Source organism: Prauserella endophytica, assembly GCF_005146945.1.
GTDB lineage: Bacteria > Actinomycetota > Actinomycetes > Mycobacteriales > Pseudonocardiaceae > Prauserella_A > Prauserella_A endophytica.
Genome location: NZ_SWMS01000010.1, coordinates 226,106 through 247,500 on the forward strand (window position 1 = coordinate 226,106; position 21,395 = coordinate 247,500).

At 72.6% G+C, this 21,395-nt stretch carries 22 protein-coding genes; 12 read left to right on the plus strand and 10 right to left on the minus strand.

Features of this window, described 5'->3' with window-relative positions:
- Positions 1 to 4 precede the first annotated feature (4 nt).
- Together FCN18_RS19800 and FCN18_RS19805 are read right to left on the minus strand one after the other, a co-directional pair.
- The gene (locus tag FCN18_RS19800; protein WP_137095815.1) at positions 5 to 1,390 is read right to left on the minus strand and encodes a GntP family permease; all 1,386 of its coding nucleotides are present in this window, start codon (positions 1,388 to 1,390) and stop codon (positions 5 to 7) included.
- 140 nt (positions 1,391 to 1,530) lie between these two features.
- The gene (locus tag FCN18_RS19805) at positions 1,531 to 2,301 is read right to left on the minus strand and encodes a FadR/GntR family transcriptional regulator (RefSeq protein ID WP_137095816.1); all 771 of its coding nucleotides are present in this window, start codon (positions 2,299 to 2,301) and stop codon (positions 1,531 to 1,533) included.
- A gap of 110 nt (positions 2,302 to 2,411) precedes the next feature.
- Between FCN18_RS19805 and FCN18_RS19810 the strand changes: the two genes are divergently transcribed.
- The 4 genes from FCN18_RS19810 (at position 2,412) to FCN18_RS19825 (ending at position 7,347) form a co-directional block, all read left to right on the plus strand.
- Positions 2,412 to 3,716 carry an MFS transporter gene (locus FCN18_RS19810; protein WP_112268551.1) on the plus strand — a complete coding sequence of 435 codons (1,305 nt, stop codon included), beginning with the start codon at positions 2,412 to 2,414 and terminating at the stop codon, positions 3,714 to 3,716.
- Positions 3,713 to 4,792, plus strand: coding sequence for an LLM class flavin-dependent oxidoreductase (locus tag FCN18_RS19815; RefSeq protein ID WP_158303141.1), 1,080 nt, complete (start codon positions 3,713 to 3,715; stop codon positions 4,790 to 4,792). The genes FCN18_RS19810 and FCN18_RS19815 overlap by 4 nt, the downstream gene beginning before the upstream one ends.
- A gap of 224 nt (positions 4,793 to 5,016) precedes the next feature.
- On the plus strand, positions 5,017 to 6,312 hold the full coding sequence (locus tag FCN18_RS19820; RefSeq protein WP_137095817.1) for a PP2C family protein-serine/threonine phosphatase: 1,296 nt from the start codon (positions 5,017 to 5,019) through the stop codon (positions 6,310 to 6,312).
- A gap of 9 nt (positions 6,313 to 6,321) precedes the next feature.
- A complete protein-coding gene (locus FCN18_RS19825; protein WP_137095818.1) occupies positions 6,322 to 7,347 on the plus strand; it encodes a cobalamin B12-binding domain-containing protein in 1,026 nt (341 codons plus the stop codon).
- A gap of 294 nt (positions 7,348 to 7,641) precedes the next feature.
- Here FCN18_RS19825 and FCN18_RS19830 read toward each other — a convergent pair whose 3' ends face one another.
- Complete coding sequence (locus tag FCN18_RS19830; protein ID WP_137095819.1) at positions 7,642 to 8,535, minus strand: MerR family transcriptional regulator; 894 nt, start codon at positions 8,533 to 8,535, stop codon at positions 7,642 to 7,644.
- A 98-nt stretch (positions 8,536 to 8,633) separates the two neighbouring features.
- Here FCN18_RS19830 and FCN18_RS19835 point away from each other — a divergent pair, with 98 nt between their 5' ends.
- Genes FCN18_RS19835 through FCN18_RS19845 form a run of 3 tightly spaced genes read left to right on the plus strand, consistent with a single transcriptional unit; the run spans position 8,634 to position 10,937 of the window.
- Positions 8,634 to 9,530, plus strand: coding sequence for an NAD(P)H-binding protein (locus FCN18_RS19835; RefSeq protein ID WP_112268555.1), 897 nt, complete (start codon positions 8,634 to 8,636; stop codon positions 9,528 to 9,530).
- Positions 9,527 to 10,162: a CPBP family intramembrane glutamic endopeptidase gene (locus tag FCN18_RS19840; protein ID WP_113644738.1), complete on the plus strand. Its 636-nt coding sequence runs from the start codon at positions 9,527 to 9,529 to the stop codon at positions 10,160 to 10,162. Before FCN18_RS19835 ends, FCN18_RS19840 begins: the two co-directional genes overlap by 4 nt.
- Positions 10,152 to 10,937 (plus strand): GAF and ANTAR domain-containing protein, encoded by a 786-nt coding sequence (locus tag FCN18_RS19845; protein ID WP_112268559.1) that lies wholly within the window; start codon positions 10,152 to 10,154, stop codon positions 10,935 to 10,937. The genes FCN18_RS19840 and FCN18_RS19845 overlap by 11 nt, the downstream gene beginning before the upstream one ends.
- Before the next feature lie 49 nt (positions 10,938 to 10,986).
- On the opposite strand, the gene FCN18_RS19850 is transcribed toward FCN18_RS19845, so the two are convergent.
- The 3 genes from FCN18_RS19850 to FCN18_RS19860 all read right to left on the minus strand — a co-directional run bounded on the left by FCN18_RS19850 (position 10,987) and on the right by FCN18_RS19860 (position 13,324).
- Positions 10,987 to 11,496 (minus strand): hypothetical protein, encoded by a 510-nt coding sequence (locus FCN18_RS19850; RefSeq protein ID WP_112268561.1) that lies wholly within the window; start codon positions 11,494 to 11,496, stop codon positions 10,987 to 10,989.
- Positions 11,497 to 11,531: 35 nt separating this feature from the next.
- Positions 11,532 to 12,557, minus strand: coding sequence for an L-glyceraldehyde 3-phosphate reductase (gene mgrA / locus FCN18_RS19855; RefSeq protein WP_137095820.1), 1,026 nt, complete (start codon positions 12,555 to 12,557; stop codon positions 11,532 to 11,534).
- A 131-nt stretch (positions 12,558 to 12,688) separates the two neighbouring features.
- Positions 12,689 to 13,324, minus strand: coding sequence for a LysE family translocator (locus FCN18_RS19860; protein WP_112268564.1), 636 nt, complete (start codon positions 13,322 to 13,324; stop codon positions 12,689 to 12,691).
- Between the two features lie 27 nt (positions 13,325 to 13,351).
- Between FCN18_RS19860 and FCN18_RS19865 the strand changes: the two genes are divergently transcribed.
- Positions 13,352 to 14,224, plus strand: a complete 873-nt coding sequence (locus FCN18_RS19865) for an AraC family transcriptional regulator (protein WP_112268566.1) — start codon at positions 13,352 to 13,354, stop codon at positions 14,222 to 14,224.
- 5 nt (positions 14,225 to 14,229) lie between these two features.
- On the opposite strand, the gene FCN18_RS19870 is transcribed toward FCN18_RS19865, so the two are convergent.
- Entirely contained in the window at positions 14,230 to 14,961 is a 732-nt protein-coding gene (locus FCN18_RS19870; RefSeq protein ID WP_137095821.1) for an SDR family NAD(P)-dependent oxidoreductase, read from the minus strand.
- A complete protein-coding gene (locus FCN18_RS19875) occupies positions 14,958 to 15,866 on the minus strand; it encodes an NAD(P)-dependent oxidoreductase (protein WP_199543434.1) in 909 nt (302 codons plus the stop codon). The genes FCN18_RS19870 and FCN18_RS19875 overlap by 4 nt, the downstream gene beginning before the upstream one ends.
- Positions 15,867 to 16,059: 193 nt before the next feature.
- Here FCN18_RS19875 and FCN18_RS19880 point away from each other — a divergent pair, with 193 nt between their 5' ends.
- The 3 genes from FCN18_RS19880 (at position 16,060) to FCN18_RS19890 (ending at position 18,479) form a co-directional block, all read left to right on the plus strand.
- Entirely contained in the window at positions 16,060 to 16,431 is a 372-nt protein-coding gene (locus FCN18_RS19880) for a nuclear transport factor 2 family protein (RefSeq protein WP_158303142.1), read from the plus strand.
- Positions 16,432 to 16,435: 4 nt separating this feature from the next.
- On the plus strand, positions 16,436 to 16,723 hold the full coding sequence (locus FCN18_RS19885) for a hypothetical protein (RefSeq protein WP_137095823.1): 288 nt from the start codon (positions 16,436 to 16,438) through the stop codon (positions 16,721 to 16,723).
- Positions 16,724 to 16,847: 124 nt separating this feature from the next.
- Positions 16,848 to 18,479, plus strand: coding sequence for an ABC-F family ATP-binding cassette domain-containing protein (locus FCN18_RS19890; RefSeq protein WP_137095824.1), 1,632 nt, complete (start codon positions 16,848 to 16,850; stop codon positions 18,477 to 18,479).
- Between the two features lie 23 nt (positions 18,480 to 18,502).
- On the opposite strand, the gene FCN18_RS19895 is transcribed toward FCN18_RS19890, so the two are convergent.
- Together FCN18_RS19895 and FCN18_RS19900 are read right to left on the minus strand one after the other, a co-directional pair.
- Positions 18,503 to 19,069: a hypothetical protein gene (locus FCN18_RS19895; RefSeq protein ID WP_137095825.1), complete on the minus strand. Its 567-nt coding sequence runs from the start codon at positions 19,067 to 19,069 to the stop codon at positions 18,503 to 18,505.
- Positions 19,070 to 19,139: 70 nt separating this feature from the next.
- A complete protein-coding gene (locus tag FCN18_RS19900; RefSeq protein WP_137095834.1) occupies positions 19,140 to 19,730 on the minus strand; it encodes a DinB family protein in 591 nt (196 codons plus the stop codon).
- A 174-nt stretch (positions 19,731 to 19,904) separates the two neighbouring features.
- Here FCN18_RS19900 and FCN18_RS19905 point away from each other — a divergent pair, with 174 nt between their 5' ends.
- Positions 19,905 to 21,353, plus strand: a complete 1,449-nt coding sequence (locus tag FCN18_RS19905) for an Nramp family divalent metal transporter (RefSeq protein WP_113644732.1) — start codon at positions 19,905 to 19,907, stop codon at positions 21,351 to 21,353.
- Positions 21,354 to 21,395: the final 42 nt, after the last annotated feature.

Here is a 21,395-nt window from a genome sequence, read left to right on the forward strand (position 1 = left end):
TTCCCTACACGACGAAACTGACGACCGAGACCAGGACGAGCGACACCACCGAGGCGAGCGCGGTGACGAACGTCAGCGCCTTGAGCGCGCCCCGGGTGGTCACCCCCAGCAGGGTCTGGAACATCCAGAAGAAGTTGCTGTTCACCTGCAACGCGAACAGGGCGCCTGAGCCGATCGCGAGCGCGAGCACCTCCGCGGGGATGGCGAGGCTGCCCATGATCGGGGCGAGGATTCCGGCCGCGGCGATCGCGGCGACGGAGATCGACCCGATGGCCAGGTGTAGCACAGCCGCGACCAGCCACGCCAGCAGGATCGTGACCAGCGCGGGGACCCCGGCGTCGGCCGAGAAGAACCCGCCAAGCACCTTGTCCAGACCGGTCTCGCCGATCACGGCGCCCAGCGACCCGCCGATGCCGGTGATCAAGAGGATCTGCCCGGTGGAGTTGAAGCCCTTGGACATCGCCTCGCCGAGCTGTTCCCGGCCCAGGGTCCGCTTGGCGAGCACGTAGGCCCCGAGCAGGCCGACGAACAGTGCGAAGACGGGGTCGCCGAGGAACGCCAGCACGCTGGACTCCACACCGGCGGCCTCGGTGATGGCGCCGGTCGCGATCAGCAACAGCGGCACGACGATCGGCAGCAGGGAGATCGTCAGCGGGGGAGCGGTGCGGACGGTCTCGCGCTCGGTCGCCACGCCACCCGCACCGTCCGGCTCGCGGGGTGACGGCGCGGCCCCGCCCGTGGGCTCCAGCTCGGCGCCGCCGGTCTCGTCCTTCGCCGCGTTCCAGAAGCCGCGCTTGAGCAGCCGGCCCCACAGGAACACGGTCAGCAGCGCGGTGATCGGCCCGATGACGAAGCCGTAGACGAGCATCGTCCCGAGCGGAACGTCGAGCAGCCCGGCGATCGCGAGGGTACCGAGACCGGGCACCACGAAGACGTAACCCACCAGGATGCCCGCCGTCAGCGCGCCGCCCATCATCGCGAGTCCGTTGCGGCCCATGCGAGGGGCCGCGGACCTCGCCAGCGGCGCGGCGAGCACGAGCTGAACGTCCACATAGATCGAAGGGAAGATCGCGCTCAGCGCGGCCGCCAGCGCGTAGGGCAGCCGCCCAGGGCCGAGCGCCCTCAGCAGCTTCTCGACGAGTTTCTGCAGTGCTCCAACGGAGAACAGCAGTGATCCCAGTAGGACACCGAAGCCGATGAGCAACCCGACCTCGGCCATGATCTCGCCGAAGCCCTCGGCGATGGCCGTCATCGTGCCGTCGAAACCGAGGCCGGCCGTGAGGCCGAGGTAGATCGACCCGATGACGAGTGCGATCACGGGATCCACCCGCGTCACGAGAATGAGCAGGACGACAGCGAGGATCGCGATCGTCGTGTGCAGCACGACCATTGTGCCCAGTCCTTCCCAGCCAGGCCCGAAGCTCCTGCGATACGGGCCGTGCGATCGAAACACACGGGCCCGGGGCCTGGTAGACGGCAATCGCCAAGATCGCCATAAGGAGGACTTATGACGCGGGGTGGGCGCGGCGCTCAGACGAAGGTGGCGACGCTGCGCACCTCCGTGCCCGTGACCTCGCCGGGCGCCGCGACGGCCCGCACCTCCTGGTAGAAGATCCACAGGTGCTCGGCCACCGCCCTGCGGGCGGCCTCGGGGTCGCGCCTGCCGATGGCGTCGGTGATGTAGCGGTGGTCGTCGGAGCGCTGTTGCGCGCGGGGAAGGCTCAGCGTGCGACGGCGGAACTCGGTCATCTGGGGGACGAGCGGCAGGTACATGCCGGCGAGCACCACGTTGTGCGCGGCGCGGACGATGCCTTCGTGCAGCGCCTCGTCGGTGCGCACGAGCGCGTCGAGGCCGCTGTCGTGGGCCTTGTCGTGCTCGGCGCGCAGCCGGTCGAGCTCGCCGAGTTCGTCGTCGGTCGCGCGCGTGCAGGCGAGCCCTGCCGCGGTGGTCTCCAGCCCGATCCGCACCTCCAGGAGCTCGGAGAGCGCGAAGCCCTGGTCGAGGCTCCACTGGACGTACTGGGTCGTCGGGTCTTCCGGTGGCGGCTCGCACACGAACGTGCCCTTGCCCCGCACGATCTCGATGACGCCCAGCGTGGCGAGCTTGCGCAGTGCCTCGCGCAGTGACGTGCGCCCGACCTGCAGCTGCTTGGCGAGCACCGGCTCGGAGGGCAGCCGGTCGCCCGGCGTGAGGGTGCCGTTGGCGATGGTCGCGGTGATCCGCTCCGCGATCACGTCGGGCAGCGGGCGGCGCGAGAGCGACTCCTGCAGGCCCGATGTCAGTTGACTGTTGTCAGACAAGTGCTTAACCTCCACGTTGCTCACCGTTGAACGCCCCACACATCGTAGTCCGCGCCGGCTTGCCCGAGGCAAGGCCGGCCCGGCCCTCACCGGGTTGGAGTCGATGGTTCATGACGCACGACGCACACGCTCGCAAGGTCCTGATCTCCAGCCTGATCGGCAGCACCGTCGAGTGGTACGAGTTCTTCATCTACGGCACCGCGGCCTCGCTGGTGTTCGACGAGCAGTTCTTCCCGCAGTTCGACCCGCTCGTCGGCACCCTGCTCGCGCTGTCGACGTTCGCGATCGCGTTCGTCGCGCGGCCACTGGGCGGGGTGGTGTTCGGCCACTTCGGCGATCGGATCGGCCGCAAGGCCATGCTGGTGCTCACGCTGACCCTGATGGGCGGCGCGACGTTCGTCATCGGCCTGCTCCCGACGTACGCCCAGATCGGTGTGGCCGCGCCGATCCTGCTGGTGCTGGTCCGGCTCGTCCAGGGTTTCTCGCTCGGCGGCGAGTACAGCGGGGCCGTGCTCATGAGCGTCGAGCACGCGGCGCCAGCCCGGCGCGGCTTCTTCGGCGCCGTGGTGAACACCGGCGCCGGGTGGGGCCTGCTGCTCGCGAACCTGATGTTCCTGCTCGTCTCACAGCTGCCCGATGACGACTTCGCGGCATATGGCTGGCGCATCCCGTTCCTGTGCAGCGCCGTGCTCGTGGCACTCGGCCTGTTCATCCGGCTCCGCCTCGACGAGAGCCCCGACTTCAAGGCCGTGCAGCGCAAGGGCGCCGTGCGCAAGGTGCCCGTGGTCGAGGTGCTGCGCGGGCACCCGCTGCGCGTGGTGCTGATGTGCCTCGCGTACCTGTCGGCGGGCGTGACCTTCTACGTCGGCACCGTGTTCTCCCTCGCCTACGGCACGGAGCACGTCGGCGCGAGCCGGGACGTCCTGCTCGGGCTGGTCACCATGGTCAACGTCCTCACGATCATCGCGATCCCGTTCTTCGGCTGGCTCTCCGATCGGGTGGGCCGCAAGCGCGTCTTCCTCGCCGGGATCGTGGGCATGGCGGTGGTGCCGTACGCGTGGTTCGGGCTGCTGGGTACCGCGGACCTGCCGCTGATGCTGCTGGGCTTCGTGCTGATGTTCCTGCCGTACGCGGCGAACTACGGCGTGATGCCGACCCTGTTCGCCCACGTCTTCCCGGTCGGTGTGCGCTACACCGGCATGTCGGTGGGCTACACGCTGGGCACGGTGCTCGGCAGCGGGCTCGCGCCGATCGTCGCCACGTTCCTGCTCGACCGCACGGGCGGCTGGACCGCCATCGCCCTCTACATGACCGGCACCGCGGTGGTGTCGTTCGTCGCCGCGCTGTTCCTGCGCGAGCGAGGTCAGGACGTTCTCGCCGGCGCGAGCCCGGCCGGCCTGGAATCGACCAAGTGACCAACCTCGACGAAGGGATCTCGAACGTGCTGACCATCGGCGCGGGCATCTCCGTGCACCCCGATCTCGACCCGCTCGACGACGCGCGCTGGGCCGACGCCGAGGAGGGGATCGACGCGGTGTGGCTGCTCGACCACCTGCAGGGCTGGTTCCCCCGCGGCACCAGGCGCACGGCGCTGGCCGACCCGCACCGGGTGCTCGACCCGTTCTCCCTGCTCGCCGCGGCCGCGGTGACCACGCGCCGGGTGCGGCTCGGCGTCGCCGTCACCGACCCGGTGCGGCGCAGCGCCGTGGCCCTCGCCCACACGGCGAGCACGATCGGCTGGCTCGCCGGGCGGGAGCTGGCGCTCGGGCTGGGTGTCGGCGACCCGGGGCAGCTGCTGCCGTTCGGGCTCGACCACGGCAGGGAACGCACCGGGCGGTTGCACTACATGCGGCCCGCGCTGCGGACGCTCGCCGCGTTGCGTACCGGTGGACCGGTGGAGGACGGCGGGCCGGACCTGGCGATCACCGCGACGGCGCCGTTCGGCATCCACGTCGCGGCGCACGGGCCGAAGATGCTGGAGCTGACCGCCCGGCACGGCACCGGCTGGATCCCGACGAGCCTGCCGCCGTCGGCCTACGCGGACAAGCTCGCGACGCTGCGGGAGCACGCCGAGGCGTTCGGGCGGGACCCGGCGGAGATCACGCCCACCGTGTTCCTGTGGTCGGCGCTCGCGCCCACGCGCGCGGAGAGCCTCGCGCTGCTGGAGCACCCTTCGGTGCGGGCGGTGGCGCTCTACCGCGGCAAGGGCGGCTTCGCCGAGCACGGCGCGGAGTACCCGTTGCCGCACGGCTACGTGCCGCACGAGATCGCGCCGGAGCGGGCGGACGCGCTCCTGGAGAGCATCCCCGACGCCGTGGTGCGGGGCGCCGTGCTGCACGGCTCGCCCGAGGACGTGGCCGAGGAGCTGGAGCGCTACCACGAGGCGGGCTGCGAGCACGTCGTGCTCTACGACATCGGCCGGTTCGCCGACCCGGACGGCACGGCGCGGGCCAGGCAGGCACTGGGGGAGCTGGTGAAGCTTCGCGCCTGAGCGCTCAGGCGGCCGGGGCGTTCAGCTGCCACGGACCAGCCGCAGTGAAGGCCACCATGCCTGCGCCCGCCCGTCTCCCTCCACCACCCAGACGGAGGCGCTCCGCGCCGCTGAGTCTGATTCCACGCAGTGAAGGTGGCCTTCACTGCGGGCGACCTGCGCCACGGCGGGGCCCCGGCGCGTTAGAGTCGGCAGATCGCACGCAGCCGTCCCGAGGAGTCGCCATGGACGTGGCGCTCGGCCCCGCCGGGGGTCCGGTCCCGCGGCCGACCAGGCCCTCGGGCGAATCCGCGTTCCTCCTCGACGTGTCGCGCCAGCTGGCGGGATCGCTCAACGTGCGCAGGACCGTGCTGCGGGCCCTGCGTCTGGCCGTTCCCGTGCTCGGCGACTGGGCCGTGCTCGCGCTCTTCGACGGCTGCGGCGTCACGCTCTCAGCGTGCGACACCGACGGCGCTCCGCTGGCCCCGGTCCACGTGCCGCGGCTGGCGGAGGACTCCGCGCTCGGGCGGATCCGCCGGGCCGGCAGGCCCGAGCTCTTGCACTCCACGCCAGGGGCGGGTTCCGCGGCCGGACTCGCCGGCCTCATCCCGGACGCGGACCTGCTGGCGATCGCGGCGGGCTTCGGCCTGGCGGAGGTCCTCGGCGTCGGCCTCACCGCCAGGGGCAGCGCGGTCGGCGCGCTCATCGCGGTGCGGGGCGCCGGACAGGGGTACACACAGGCCGATGTCGCGCTCGCCGAGGAGTTCGCCCGGCACGCGGCCGTGACGCTCGACGCCGCCCGGCTCTACGAGGAACGCAGGCACGTGGTGGCGACGTTGCAGGCGAGCCTGCGCCCGCCGGAGCTGCCCGCAGTGCCCGGTCTGCGGGTGGCCGCCTGCTACCGCACGGCCCAGGAACGGCTGGACATCGGCGGTGACTTCTACGACGTGCACGGCGTACCCGGCGATGTGTCCGTCGTCGTCGGTGACGTCTGCGGCAAGGGCGTCGAGGCCGCGGTGCTCACCGGCAAGGCAAGGCAGACCATCAAGACCGCGGCCCGGTTCGACCGCTCGCCCGCCGCGATCCTGGCCGCGCTCAACGACGTGCTCTATGCCGACCGCCCCGACCGGTTCGTCACGGTCGCGTGCGCGCGGCTGCGTCCCGCGCCGGACGGTGCCGGGACTCTCGCGACGATCGCCGTGGCCGGGCACCCGGCGCCGCTGGTGCTCCGTGGCGACGGCTCCGTCGAGGAACCCGTGCTGTTCGGCACGCTGGTCGGCGTGTTGCCGGACCTGCGCTACGAGGAGGCCGCGGTGCTGCTGCAGCCGGGCGACGCGATGCTGCTCTACACCGACGGCGTGTACGAGGCGCGGGGCCGCGACGGCCTGTTCGGACAGGAGCGGCTCCGCGCGCTCCTGCCGCCCTACGCCGGGGCGAGCCCGGAGACGCTGTGCGAGGTCGTCGAGCGGCGGGTGATGGAACACCTCGACGGCCGCGGTCACGACGACATCGCCCTGCTCGCCGTCCGCTGTGGGGAGTGAACGCCCGCGATGTCCACCACGACCGAAGCCGGGCTCGCTCTCCCCCGTTTCGAACGCGCGCTCACCGCGGGTGACGCCGGTCAGGGCGTCGGCATCGTCGACGAGCTTCTCGACCGCGGCGTCGAGCCCACCGTCCTCCTGCTCGACGTGATCAGCGAGGCGCAGCGGCGCATCGGCCAGCGCTGGCAGCGGGGCGAGTGGTCGGTCGCGCAGGAGCACATCGCCACCGGTGTCTCGGTGGCCGCGACGGAGGCCATCGCCCGGTGGGTGCGGCGCCTGCCCGTGACCAGGGGCCGGATCGTGGTCGGCTGCGCCGAACGCGAATGGCACTCCCTGCCCGCGCTGGTGATCGCCACCGGCCTGCGTGAGCGGGGCTGGAACGTGGCCTACCTCGGCGCCTGCACCCCGGCGGGCAGGCTGTCCGCGTACCTGCACGACTCTGGCCCGGAAGCCGTGGCGGTGAGCTGCTCGACAGCCTGGGCGCTGCCCGGAACCCGGCAGTTCGTCGAGGCCTGCGCGAGCGCGGGCATCCCGGTCATCGCGGGCGGCACCGCTCTCGGCCCCGACGGCACCAGGGCCCGCGCGCTGGGCGCCACGGCGTGGGCGCCGGGCCTGCGCGAGGCCGTCGACGCGGTGAAGACACTGCCCTCCGTTGTGGAGCCGGCAACGCCGCTGGCCGCCGAGCCGCTGGCCGAACAGCAGGGGCTGGAGCTGAACCACCACACGCTCGTCGAGACGCTCCGGCGGCGGTGGCGGCCGCAGGACGCCTTCGCCGAGGGAACACCGGAGCACTCCGGCATCGCCGTGGCGGTGGGGGACTGCGCCGACCAGTCGCTGTCCGCCGTGCAGGGCGCGCTGCTGACCGGTGACGGGCGGCTGCTCGGCGACACGGCGGCGTGGGCGCGGGCACTGCTGTCCGCCCGCCGGGTCCCGGAGCCGCGGGTGACCGCGCTCGCCACCGAGCTCGGCCTGCTGCTGCGCGACTACCCGCGAGCCGCGGCGCTCCTGCGCTCGCACTGGCCGGGAGCGGCATGACGCCGCCCGACGGCGCCGCCGAGCTGACCGCTCCTCGCCGGGCAGGCGCACGGGGCCGGGTGTTGCGGCTCGACCTCCGCCTCCCCGGACTGGGCTGAGCGTTCTCATCCGCGCGGACAAGACGGCGGCGAGCGCGGCGGGTGCCCGCTGATACGGACCCGCCCGGCGGCGTCAGGCGGACTCTGCGCGGCACCGGTTCGCGGGACGTGCCCCACATCGCCGGATCGTGATCCGCGCCACTGCCGCGAGTAGGACCCGTCCGGCCGGGTAGTTGATCTCCGGCCCGAACGGGCCCTACCCGACCAACTCGCACAGAGGGGCGCCGGTGATCTCAGTGATCGCCGGCGCCTCGGTCGTCTCCGGCGAGCAGGGCGAGGGCGGCACCGCGGTCGTGCCCCGGCCGCGCAGGGCGCGCAGCAGCGCGGTGTCCGCGGTCGCCGAGGCCATCGACCACAGCATGACGCCGGTCGGGTTCAGCCGGGACACCAGGTCCAGGGTCGGGGCCTCGCCCGAGGGCAGGCCGGGGAACACCACCGGGACCTCCCGTTCGCACAGCGCCGCCCTCAGCACCTCCAGCGGCAGGGTGTGCTGCTCGTGAGGGCACGGGGCGAGCAGGACGCACGAGCCGCCGCGCATGGAGCCGCACGGCTGGACGTAGCGGTCGGGCGCGGCGGAGAACTCCGTGGTCATTGCCCATTCCACCGCGAAGCACTCCAGCCCGCGCGCCCAGCGGCGGCCCAGCGTGCGGAGCACGGGCGCGGCCACGTCGCACCACGTGCCCTCGACGCCCTTCGCGGCGAGCGACTCGTCGAGCAGCGCCGCCATGGTCGCCCGGCGCATCAGGGCGGTGGCCTGTTCCAGCTCCTCCTCGCCGGTGCCGGTCATCAGGCCCTCGGCGGGCAGCCCGAGGACGGCGTGGGCGGCGTCGCGGGTCCGGACGCCCTCGTCGATGAGGCGTCGCATGCGCCGCAGCAGGGCGACGTCGGCGTCGGTGTAGCGCCGCTGGCGTCCCTCCGGACGGAAGGAAGGGCCGATGCCGTACCGCGAGTCCCAGCTTCTCAGCGTGATCGGCGAGACGCCGCGCAGCCGGGCGACCCTGCCGGGCGTCCGCAGCGCGGGCTGCCGCGCGGCCTCCCGTGCCGCCGCCTGCCTCGGGGTCCATGAACAGCAACCATCCCACAGGGTCATGTGCCCGGCGTCCTTTCGCCTGCGGGGCGCGGGGGCAGCGGTTACCGTCGGGGGATGCACCGTTAGCGCGTCGTTCCGTGGTGGAGAGGGGCTGTGCGATGCGGGTTGTCGTCGCCGGGTCCTCGGGGTTCGTCGGCAGGCGGCTCTGTCCCGCCCTGGTGGCCGACGGGCACGACGTGGTGGCGATGACCCGCCGTCCGCGGCGGTACGCCGGAGCCGGCACGCCGGTGTACGGCGACGTCGCCGACCGGGACTCGCTCGCCGCCGCGCTCGACGGCGCCGAGGCCGCCTGCTATCTGGTGCACGCCCTGCACGAGGCCGACTTCGAGCGGCGCGACGCCGAGGCGGCCCGCGCCTTCGCCGGGGCGGCGGCCGGCGCCGGGCTGCACCGCATCGTCTACCTCGGCGGGCTCGGTGACGACCACGACGACCTCTCCCCGCACCTGCGCAGCAGGCGGCACGTGGAGCGGTTGCTCGCCGCGACGGGTGTGCCGGTGACGGTGCTGCGCGCCGGCATCGTCGTCGGGCACGGGGGCATCTCGTGGGAGTTGACGAGACAGCTGGTGGAGCGCCTGCCCGCGATGGTCACGCCACGCTGGGCGCTGACCCGCACCCAGCCCATCGCGGTCGCCGACGTGGTCCGCTACCTCGCAGGCGTGCTGACCGTGCCGGAGGCGGGCGGGCGGATCTTCGAGGTCGGCGGCGCGGACGTGCTCAGCTACCTCGCGATGCTGCGCCGCCTCGCACGCATCGAGGGCCGCAGCCCGGTGATCGTGCCGGTGCCGCTGCTCACGCCCCGGCTGTCCTCGCTGTGGCTGTCGCTCGTCACCGACATCGACGTGCCGACGGGGCGGGCGCTGGTGGACTCGATGGCCAACGAGGTGGTGGTGCGGGACGACTCCATCCGCCGGGTCGTGCCGTTCGAGCCGATGGGCTACGACGACGCCGTGCTTGCGGCGCTGGGGGAGCGGGCACGGTCCGGGACGGCCTCGTGAGCAGGCGAGGCCGGGCCGCGGCGGTGGCCGCGGCGGGAGCCGGCCTGCTCGGCGCGTCGTTCACGGCCGCGCCAGGGTCCCGTGGGTTCTACGCGCTCACCGCTTCGACGGCCGCCGTCTGGTTCGCCGGTGGACTGGTGTGCGGCCCGCGACGGGTGGTGAGGCGCCGCCGGATCCGGCCCTCCGAGGTGACCGTCCCGCTCGCGACGGGGTTCGCCGCGTTCGGGGTGTTCCGCGCCGTCCAGCCCGTGGCGGAGCGCGTGCCCGTCCTGCGCGGCGCGCTCGCACGGGTGCGCGACTACGCCACGGCCGGCGCACCCGGCCCCACGCTGCTGACCACGCTCGTCAACGGCGTCGCCGAAGAGGTGTTCTTCCGGGGCGGCTTCCACGCCGTCGCCGGGCGTGCCCCCGTGGTCACCACGACGCTCGCCTACGTGCTGGTGACCACCGCGACGCGCAACCCGGCGCTCGTCGGCGCCTCCGCGGTCATGGGCCTGCTCCTCGGCTCGCAGCGCCGCGCCACGGGCGGCGTGCTGGCGCCCGCGCTCACGCACGTCGTGTGGTCCTCGCTCATGTTCCGGGACCTGCTCCGCCGCGCCGATTCTCGGGCAGAATGCGGACATGGTCAGTGAGCAGGACTGGGTCTCCGAGCGGGCGCTCTTCGCCGCGGGCGACGAAGACCACGCTCCCGGCGAGCCGTGGAGCGGTCCGCTCGCCAGGGAGTTCGCGCAGGTGGCCAAGGTGCTGCTGGACAGTCCCACCGCCGCAGGCGTGCTGGAGCGCGTGGTGAACGCGGTGAAGGCGCTGGTCCACGAGGCCGACCTGGTCAGCATCACGCTGCGCACGAAGGAGGGCCGCTACACCACCCCCGTGCGCACCGACCCCCTGGCCGACCGTCTCGACGAACAGCAGTACGCGTTCGACGAGGGCCCGTGCGTGGAGGCCACCCGCACGCCCGGCGAGGGCGTGGTCGACGTCCCCGACCTCGCCGAGGCGCCCTGGCCCCACTGGGCGCCCAGGGCGGTCGCGCTCGGGGTGCGGAGCGTGTTCGCGGTGGGGCTCGTCCCCGGCGACGACCCGCCCCGGCTCGGCGCGCTGAACCTCTACTCCCGCCAGCGCAACGGCCTCGACAAGGTGGACCGCGACCTCGCCGTGGTGCTCGCGAGCCACGCCACGGTCGCGCTGGCCGCGACCACGGCGCTGACGGCCGCCGAGTTCGAGCAGGCCCACCTGAAGGTGGCGCTGCGCAGCCGGGATGTGATCGGTCAGGCCAAGGGCATGCTCATGGAGCGGCGCGGCCTCACCGCGCAGGAGGCGTTCGACCTGCTGCGCCGCGCGTCGCAGGACCTCAACATGAAGCTCGTCCGGGTCGCGGAGTTGTTCGTGTCGAAGCGGAACGAGCTGTGAGCCTCGCACCGGACTCGTGCGGCCCGCGGACCTGCCCCGGCCGGGCCGCCTACTCGGCCGGGCGCGGGCCGGGAAGCGCGGTGGCGAACGCCTCGGAGCCCGCGCGCACGCGGAAGGGCTCCAGCTCGGCGCGTTGCCGTGCCGCGCGGTCGATCAGCGCGTCGAAGTCGACGTCGGGCAGCCGGGAGCCGAGCCCGGCGAGGTCGCGCAGTGTGGTCCAGAGCTGCTTCTTGCCGTCGATGCCCATCGCCAGGAACTCCAGCTCCACGAACCGGCTCAGCGGCGAGTAGCTCCTGAGCCTGCCGTTGGGCTTGAGACGGCCCAGCCGCTCGGCGACGAGTGCGAAGCCCTGCTTGACCGGGTTGGGCCGCACACCGAGGCGGTTCATGATCGCGCGGAAGGTGTCGACGTCCTCGGCGATGCCCTGCGCGACGCGCGAGAGCGCGGCACCGAGCTCGCCGCCCGCGTTGCTGCCTTCGGCCCGCCGGGCCAGCTCGCGCCACGCCAGGCCCAGCGCGAGCTGGTCGTTGAGGTAGATGCGCAGGTAGTCGTCGTCCATGTTCCTGAACTACCCCGTGCGGCCCCGGCGGAACCTCAGTGCGCGCTGGAGCGGGCCCAGAGGTTGATGCCGGACTCGGTCGCGTACCGGTCGATCTCGGCCAGTTCCTCGCCGGTGAAGCTCAGGTTGCCGAGCGCGGCCACGTTGTCCTCGAGCTGGGCGACGCTGCTGGCGCCGAGCACGGTCGAGGTCATGCGCTCGTCGCGCAGCGTCCACGCGATCGCCAGCTGCGCGAGCGTCTGTCCCCGCGCCGCGGCGATCCCGGCGAGCGCCCGCACCTTGCCGAGGTTCTCCTCGGTGAGGAAGCCCGCCGGCAGCGAGCTGTCCCGGCTGGCGCGGGAGCCCTCTGGCACGCCGTCGAGGTAACGGTCGGTCAGCATTCCCTGCGCGAGCGGGGAGAATCCGATGCAGCCGACGCCCTCCCGCTCCAGCACGTCGAGCAGGCCGCCCTCGATCCAGCGGTTCAGCATCGAGTAGGAGGGCTGGTGGATGCGCAGCGGCGTCCCCAGGTCACGCAGGATCGCCGCCGCCTCGGCGGTTTTCTCCGCGGAGTAGGAGGAGATGCCGACGTAGAGCGACTTGCCCTGCCGCACCGCCGAGTCCAGCGCGCCCATCGTCTCCTCGAGGGGCGTGTCCGGGTCGAACCGGTGCGAGTAGAAGATGTCCACGTAGTCGACGCCCATCCGGCGCAGGCTCGCGTCGAGGCTCGCGAGCACGTACTTGCGGGAGCCCCATTCGCCGTACGGACCGGGCCACATGTCGTACCCGGCCTTGGTGGAGACCACCAGCTCGTCGCGGTACGGCCGGAAGTCGGTGGCGAGCACGCGGCCGAAGTTCTCCTCGGCGGAGCCGTAGGGCGGGCCGTAGTTGTTCGCAAGGTCGAAGTGCGTGATGCCGAGATCGAAGGCGCGGCGAAGGATCGCTCGCTGCGTCTCGAACGGACGGTCGTGACCGAAGTTGTGCCACAGCCCGAGCGACACCAGCGGCAGCTTCAGCCCGGTGCGGCCCGAACGCCGGTAGGTCATGCCGTCGTAGCGCGAAGACGCGGCGAGGTAGCTCATGCGCCGATCCTCGCATGCGCGACGTGCCCGGAACCGGACAGTGGCCACCCAGGAGGGCACCTCGGTTCGGCGCGGTGGCGGCCGATCCGCGCACCGCAAGCCGTTCCGTGCCATCGGCGGGCCCCGGGGGCTCAGGACAGCAGCTCGGCCACGAGCGGAGCGGTCGACGCCAGCAGCGCGATCGCGAGCGCGACGTTGACCACGCGCGAGACGCGGGGCCGCCGCAGCGCCGTCCCCAGCGAGGCCCCCGCCACGGCCCAGCAGAGATGGATGAACACGATCAGCGCCGTGAGCACGAGTGTCTTCACCACGGTCTCCAGCACGGGCGTCGGCAGGCCGAGCCGGTGAGTGGTGAACAACGTCCCGAGCGCGGCGTAGGCCTTCGGGTTGGCCACCCCGAGCACGAGGCCGTGCAGCCACGTGGGTGGCGCCCGCGTCGGCGGTCCCGTGGCGGCAGGCGGCGGCGCGGTCGCGATCTTGTACGCCAGCCAGGCCAGGTAGGCGACGGAGAGACCGAGCAGCGCGGGACCCAGCCGCGGCTGGGTCAGCAGCACCGACGCGACCCCGGCGGCCACGACGACGAGCGCGGCCGTGGTGCCCGCGATGCTGCCGAGCAGGTACGGCATCGAGCGGCGCAGTCCGAACGCGGTGGCCGTCGCGGTCGCGCCGACGGTCGCCGGGCCGGGACTGCCCATCACCACGAGCGCGGTGGCCACCAGTGACAGGTACGGCCCCGCTCCCGCCGCGTCGCCGAGCATGTCCCGCATCGCCGGTCCGTCCTCTAGTGTCGGTGGATGCGAGCGAACGTAGGCCGGCCGGGCACGGGCAGTCTTGAATCGTTGTGCGACCGCCTTCCCGCGACGTCGTCCGGAGGGCACCGGCTGCGGTTCGGCGGCGGCGCGGCCGGGATCGAGCGGCTCGAGGCCGCGCTGCGGGGCGAGGCGTTCGCACCGCACCGGCACGACACCTACGCGATCGGCGTGACGCTCGCCGGTGTGCAGACTTTCCGCTACCGAGGCGAGCAGCGGCACTGCCTGCCCGGCGAGTGGCACGTGCTGCACCCCGACGAGCCGCACGACGGCGCTCCCGGCACCGACGACGGCTTCGGCTACCGGATCGTCTACCTCGACCCGGCGCTCGTGCAGGACGCGCTCGGCGGGCGGCCGCTGCCGTTCGTCCCCGATCCCGTGCTCCGCCCTGACGGCCCGGATCGAGCGCTCGGCGGCTTCCTGCGCCACATCGACGAACCGCTCGACGAGCTGGAGGCCGCCGAGCTCACCTCCGCGATCGCCGACCTGCTCGCCCGTCACGCGGGCGGGCCCCGTTCGCGGACGGGCAAGGCGGCGCTCGACCTCGCCGCGCTGAAGCGGGTGAGGGCGCTGCTGCTGGACGACCCGGCGACGAGGCATCCGGTCGAGGACCTTGAGCGGGTCGCCGGGCTGGACCGGTGGACGGTCGCACGGCAGTTCCGCGCGGCGTTCGGCACCAGCCCGACCCGGTTCCGCACGATGCGCAGGCTGGACCTGGCGCGGAGCCTCATGCGGGAGGGACATCGGCTGAGCGAGGTCGCGGTGCTCGCCGGCTTCGCCGACCAGAGCCACCTGACCCGCATGTTCAAGCGGACCTACGGCCTGACGCCAGCGGCGTGGCAGTCCGCCACGGCCTGAGTCGCTCAGAGCCCGCCCGCGACCCCCAGCACCGCGCCGTTGACATAGGACGCGGCGGGGGAGAGCAGCCACGCCACCGCCTCCGCGATCTCCTCCGGCCTGCCGGGGCGGCCGAGCGGCACGGCGGCGGCGACGCGCAGCGCCCGGCCCGGCTCTCCGGCGCGGGCGTGGATCGTGGTGTCGGTGGTTCCCGGCGCGACGGCGTTGACCCGCACGCCCTGCGGGCCGAGCTCCTTGGCCAGGCCCACGGTCAGGGTCTCCACACCCGCCTTCGCCGCCGCGTAGGCGACGTACTCGCCCGGCGAGCCCGTGCGCGCGGCCACCGACGACACGTTGACGATCGCGCGGTCCGCCGTGCCGTCCCAGCGCCGGGCGGCTTCCCGGCAGAGCCGCGTCGGTGCGACGAGGTTGACGTCCACCACCGCGCGCAGGTCCTCGTCGGACAGTGCGGTGAAGGGCCCGATCCGGCCGGTGATCCCGGCGTTGTTCACCACGGCGACCACCTCGCCGAGGCTCGACGCCGTGTCGAACAGGCGGCGTGGGGCGTCGTCGGAGGTGACGTCGAGGCGGATGCCCACGGCCCGGCCGTCCGTGACGCGCTCGACCTCGCCCGCGTCGCCCGGGGAGCTGGTGTGGGTGAAGACCACGGCGAACCCGTCGTGGCAGAGCCGTTCGACCACACACCGGCCGATGCCCCGCGAGCCACCGGTCACGACGGCCACCCCGGAGATACTCACGCGCGCTCCCTTCCCGCGGTGCGAGCCTCGATCGCCCTGACGACGGCGGCCATGTCGGCACCACCGTGGCCGAGGCCCACCGTGTCGGCGTAGAGCCCGTGGCACACGTCGAGCAGCGGCGACGCGAGTCCCGCCTCGCGCGCGGCCCCCGCGATGAGCCGGTTGTTCTTCAGCACGTCCGCGATCGAGGCCTGGACCGAGAAGTCACCGGCGACGAGCTTAGCGGCCTTGGTCCGCGAGACGGCCGAGGCCATCGGCCCGGCGTCGAGCACGCGGGCCAGCGCGGTGACGTCGAGCCCATGGCCCTCGGCGAAGTGGAACGCCTCGGCCAGCCCGGTGACCATGGTGATCAGGAACAGGTTCACCGCGAACTTCAACAGCAGCGCGCCGGGCACGGGGCCGCACTCGAACGCCGCCGCGCACAGCGGTGCGAGCAGCGGGCGGACGCGAGTGACGTCGGCCTCCGCGCCGGCCAGCATCGCGACGAGCTCGCCCGCCTCGGCCGGCCCGCGCGAGCCCGACACGGGGGCTTCGACGTACGCGCCGCCCTCCGCCGCGATCTCCGCGTCGAGCCGCCGCGAGTAGTCGGCGGGAACCGTGCCCAGGTGCACGACGGTGCGGCCACGAACACGCGGGCCGAACTCCGCGGTGCCCCGGGCCAGCACGGCGTCCACGGCGGTCTCGTCGGCGAGCATCAGCAGTACCACGTCGGCGAGCTCGAACAGCTCACCGGAGCTGGTCGCCCGGCGGGCACCAGCCGCCACCACGGCATCGCAGGCGGCGGCCGTGCGATTCCAGACCACCAGCGGCGTGCCCGCGCGCACGAGGTTGAGCGCCATCGGCGCGCCCATCACCCCGAGCCCGGCGAACCCCAGCCGCACCTCGTCACTCCGGTCTTTCCCCATCGCACTCCTCACGTTCCGCTGGTGAGGTGGTTCTAGCGAGCGCGGGGACGGCGCGTCTTGAACGGTTGTGCGTCCTCACCCGCCCTCGTGTGCCCCGCCCGATTCATGTCGCACTGTGCAAGAATTCCGCGATGCGGCAGTGTCGTGGTGGCTCGCCGATGCTCTCCGGCGGAACCTGAGGCGTGGGCACCGCGTGGACGAGGCGGCGATACTCGGGCTGGAGCGTCAGGGCTGGGCGCTCGCGGGGTCGAGGCACGCCAAGGGCTTCTACGACCGGTTGCTCACCGCCGACGCGGTGCTGTTCCTGCCCGGCGAATGGCTGGACCGCACGCGCGCGCTCGAATACTGGCTGACGATGCCGAGATGGGCCGAGTACCGGCTGCTGCGGCCGAAGGTCATGCCGCTCGCCGACGTGGTCGCCGCGGTGTCCTACCGCGTCGTCGCGCGGGAGCAGGGCCGTGCCGAGCCCTACCGCGCGGACTGCGTGAGCGTCTACGCACAGGAGAACGCACGGTGGCGCCTGACGTTCCACGAGCAGACCCCCGTGGGATGCTCGCCGGACTGAGCCGGTGTCGGCGGCGCAGCGGCAGCAGTTCGCCGGCGCCGTGGTGGTGTGGTCCGGGTTTCTGCGCGTTCAACCGCGCCGCACTGAGCCTGATCGCGGGCCTGCCATCGCGGCCGTGGCGTTTCCGGCGCCGGCTCCGGTGGCCGTGGTGACGTACCGGTCCTTCGCGTGCTGGATCGTGATCCCGTTGGCTGTCCGCCCGGTCCGTCGGCTACGGTCGAGACCGGTGATCGCGTCGCGCGAGATTTCAGGGAGTGCGCCCATGGTGGCCGAGGACGACATCTCCGGGTGATACCCGGCCCGGCCGGCGGTGCTCGCCAGCAGGCGGCACCGCTACCGGTCGTGTCCTCGTTCCCTTTCCCTGTTCCATATCCGGGTGGCTCGCCGCTGCCCGCGTCGCGTGAGGACTTTCCTTCGTGTCCAAGACTTTCATCGTGTGTTCCGGCCTGTCGTTCTCCTGGCCCGACGGCACCCCGGTGTTCGAGAACCTCGGCTTCACCGTCGGGGCGGGCCGCACCGGCCTCGTCGCGCCCAACGGAGCGGGCAAGAGCACGCTGCTCAAGCTGATCGCGGGGGAGTACCTTCCCTCGGCGGGTTCCGTCACCGTCGACGGTGTGCTGGGGTACCTGCCGCAGACGCTTCCGCTCGACGGCGAGCCGACCGTGGCCGAGGTGCTGGAGATCGCCCCGGTCGTCGGCGCGCTGGCCGCCATCGAGGCGGGTGACGCGAGCGAGGAGCATTTCGCCACGATCGGCTCCGACTGGGACATCGAGGACCGGGCCCGCGCGGAGCTCGATCGGCTCGGGCTCGGCGATGTCGAGCTGGACCGGAGGCTCGGCACGCTCAGCGGCGGCCAGGTCGTCTCCCTCGGCCTCGCCGCACAGCTGCTGAAGCGGCCCGACGTTCTCGTGCTCGACGAGCCCACCAACAACCTCGACCGCGCGGCGCGGACCCGCTTGCACGCGGTGCTCGGCGACTGGAAGGGCTGCCTGCTGCTCGTGAGCCACGACCGGGAGCTGCTCGACCGGATGGACCGGATCGCCGAGCTCGAGCCTGGCCGGCTTCGCGTCCACGGCGGGAACTTCACCGAGTACGAGGCGGCGAAGCAGGCCGAGCGCGAGGTCGCGGAGAAGAACCTGCGCGCCGCCGAGCAGGAGCTCAAGCGCGAGAAGCGCGAGCTGCAACAGGCCCGTGAGCGGGCCGCCCGCCGCGCGAGCGCGGGCGCGCGCAACAACGCCGACATCCCGAGGATCGTGCGGGGCACGTTGCAGCGGCGCGCCCAGGAGTCCGCGGCCAAGGCGGACGGCGTGCACTCCCAGCGCGTCGAGGGCGCAAAGGCCAAAGTGGACGAAGCCGACCGCGCGCTGCGCGAGGACGAGACGATGTCGCTTTCCCTCCCGGACACGCTCGTCCCTGCTGGGCGGACGGTGTTCCACGGCGAGCGGATCCAGGTCCGCCACGACGGCCGCGCGCTGTTCGCGGGCGACGGTCTGGACCTCGCGATCCGCGGCCCCGAGCGGATCGCGCTCACCGGCGGCAACGGGGCGGGCAAGTCGACGCTGCTGCGGGTCATGGCGGGCCTGACCGAGCCCGACAGCGGGGTGATGAGCCGGGCGCACGGGCGTGTCGCCTACCTTTCGCAGCGGCTCGACCTGCTGGACCTGGAACGCAGCACGGCGGAGAACCTGCGCGCGTTCGCGCCGGGCAAGGCCACCACCGAGACCATGCACCTGCTGGCCCGCTTCCTGTTCCGCGCGGAGCGGGCGGACCTGCCGGTGGGCGCGCTCTCCGGTGGAGAGCGGCTGCGCGCGACCCTGCTGTGCGTGCTGTGCGCCGAGCCGGCGCCGCAACTGCTGCTGCTCGACGAGCCCACCAACAACCTCGACCTGCCCAGCGTGCGGCAGCTGACCGGGGCACTGAAGTCCTACCGCGGCGCGTTCGTGGTCGTCAGCCACGACCACCGGTTCCTCTCCGAGCTCGGGGTGAGTCGCCGGCTGCGGCTCACCGGGGGCGAGCTGACCGAGACGGGGCCGCCGGAACCGGAGTGAGCGGAGCCCGGAGTGGCGGGGCCTCAGGAGGAGTGACGGCGGCGCGCCACGAGCCAGCCCGCGCCGCCCAGCACCACGGCGGCCAGCGCCACCCCGCCCCACAGCAGGGGAGCCGCGGCGCCCGGCTCGCCGAGCCGCACGTCCACTCCGGGCAGGGGCGTGCGGCCCTCCCCGAAGGGAAGGCTCTCCGCCGGCCCGATCGGGCGCGTGCCGTCGCACAGGGCCGTGGACAGCCGGGCCCCGGACTCCCGAGTCCGATGGGCGAACACCAGCAGCGTGCCGCCCAGCGACAGGTGACAACTGCTGGCGCTTCCGGGGCTCTCGACCTCCTGCCGGGCCCGGACCCGTCCCTTGTAGACCCGCGTGACCTCGAAGATCGCCGTGTCGACGTGGATGTTCTCCGGCGTGCCCTGCTCCCGGCCGGTCACCGTGCCCGTGAACACCGCGTCAGCGCGGGCGAACCGTTCGGCGTCGGTGCTTTCGGCGCAGGAGCAGGCGTGCGCCGGCGGCGCCGGCAGCACCAGGGCGACGGGCACCAGCGCCAGCACGGCGAGGACGAGCAGGACGGTACGTCCCGTACGGCGGATCATCGAGGGCTCCCTCCGGCCTCGGCGCCCACACCGCTGCAGACGGCGCCGGGTGCGCGAAGGGTTGCACCGCTCAGCGGTTCGCCGCCTCCCGGGCCGCGCGCTCCACGCGCTGCCGGTACTCCGTCCACCAGCTCTGGTCGCCGGGGGCCAGGTTGTCCACGTCGGCCCGCAGCCCCGCGGCGCCGTCGATGAGCTCGCGGACGATGTCGGCGTGCCCCGCGTGGCGGTGGGTCTCGGCGATCATGTGCACCAGGACCTGGTGCAGCGTCACGTCGCCGCGGTCCCCGGGCCAGTGCGGCACCCGGCCGGGCGAGTCCAGTTCCAGCGTCTCGATCGTAGTGTCCGCGTGTGCGCACACCCGCCGGTAGAGCGCGACGAGGTCGGCTCGCGACTCGTCGGCCGTCGCCCACATGTCCACGTTGGGCTCCGCGTCGTCGGTGAGCCAGGGCAGCGTCTCACCGAACGGCCGCCCGAAGGTGTCCGCGAAGTACCCCAGCTCGCAGCCGGACAGGTGCTTGACCAGTCCGAGCAGGTTCGTTCCGGTGGGGGTGAGCGGACGGCGGACGTCGTACTCGGTGAGCCCGTCGAGCTTCCAGAGCAGCGCGTCGCGGGCGATCTGGAGGTAGCGGTGGAGGTGTGCTTTCGCGTCCGGTGCGGTCATGCCGTCAGCCTCCCACGACCCGTTCCCGGTGTCGGCGCGGTCCACTGTGGAGCCGGTAGCGGCGGGGACCGCGACGATCATGCTATTGACACGATCGGGTGAGCTGCGTCACTCTGTCTGGGCGCTGAGCGGACTGGTTGGGATTTACCACCTGCGGTGAGATGAGGCGGCCGTATGACGCAAACCGGTGGCCCGAAGCGAGATCAGCCGACCCTGCCGAGCAAGTACCTGCCGCCGGTCGAGCTCAGGGACCTGCCGGAACCGGTACGCCTGCGCAAGATCACCGGTGCCAGCGTGATCATCCTCGCCACGGCCATCGGGTCGGGGGAAATGATCCTCTGGCCCTACATCACCTCCCAGGTCGGCTTCACGTTCATGTGGGCCGCGGTGGTGGGCTTCGGCATCCAGTTCTTCCTGAACATGGAGATCGAGCGCTACACCCTGGCCACAGGGGAGTCGGCCATCACCGGCTTCGCGCGGCTCTGGAAACCGTGGTGGTGGCTGTTCATCCTGTTCGCGCTGTTCCAGAACTTCTGGCCGGGCTGGGCGACCGGCGCCGCCACGGCGGCGTCGTTCGTGTTCGACCTCGGCGAGGACGCGCCGATCGTGCCGATCACGATCGCGGCACTGGCCGCCATCGGCATCACGCTCACCCTGTCACCGGTCGTCTACCAGTGGGTGGAGAAGATCCAGGGCGTCCTGGTGGGCCTGATCATGCTGTTCGTGATCGTCGCGGTTCCGGCCGCCACGACGACCGACGCGTGGGGATCGCTCGTCACCGAGGGCATCGGCGACATCGGTTTCCCGATCGGGCACGAGGGCCTCAGCGTCGCGTTGCTGCTCGGCGCTCTCGCCTTCGCCGGCGCGGGCGGTGCCAACAACCTCGTGCAGAGCAACTACATCCGCGACAAGGGTATGGGCATGGGCCAGCACATGCCGCGGATCGTCTCGCCGCTCACCGGCCACGAGGAGGCCCGCCCCTCGCTGGGCTACGTCTTCCCGACCGACACCGAGAACATGCGCCGCTGGCGCGGCTGGTGGAAGGTCGCCAACTGGGAGCAGTTCATCACGTTCTTCCTCATCGGCGTCGTGAGCCTCGTGGTGCTCTCGGTGCTGGCCTACTCGACCCTGCCGGTCGGCACGGTCGACGAGGAGGACCTGGCCTTCCTTCTCCTCGAGGGCGAGACCCTGCAGGACACCGTCGCGCCGTGGTTCGGCACCGCGTTCTGGTGCGCCGCGGTGTTCGCCCTGTTCTCCACGAACCTCGGCATCATCGACTACACCTGCCGGCTGATCGCCGACCAGCTCAAGATCAACGCTTTGAAGGACAGCACGTTCTGGTCGGAGAGCAAGATCTACGCCGCGTTCGTGTGGCTGATGATCGTGGTCGGCTCCGTGATCCTGATGTCGGGGGTGGACCAGCCGTTCCTGCTCGTCGTGATCTCGTCGTCGATCGCGGGCGTGCAGATGTTCATCTACTCGGGCCTGCTGATGCTGTTGAACCGCAAGGCGCTGCCGAAGCCGATCCGCACGGGATGGGTGCGGATGGCCGTCCTGGCGGTGTCCTTCGTGTTCTTCGGCTTCCTGTCCGTGCTGCTCGTCATCGACAACCTCGGGCTGTGACCGGTGCTGAAACAACTGTGGCTGCGCGTGCTCGTGGGGCTG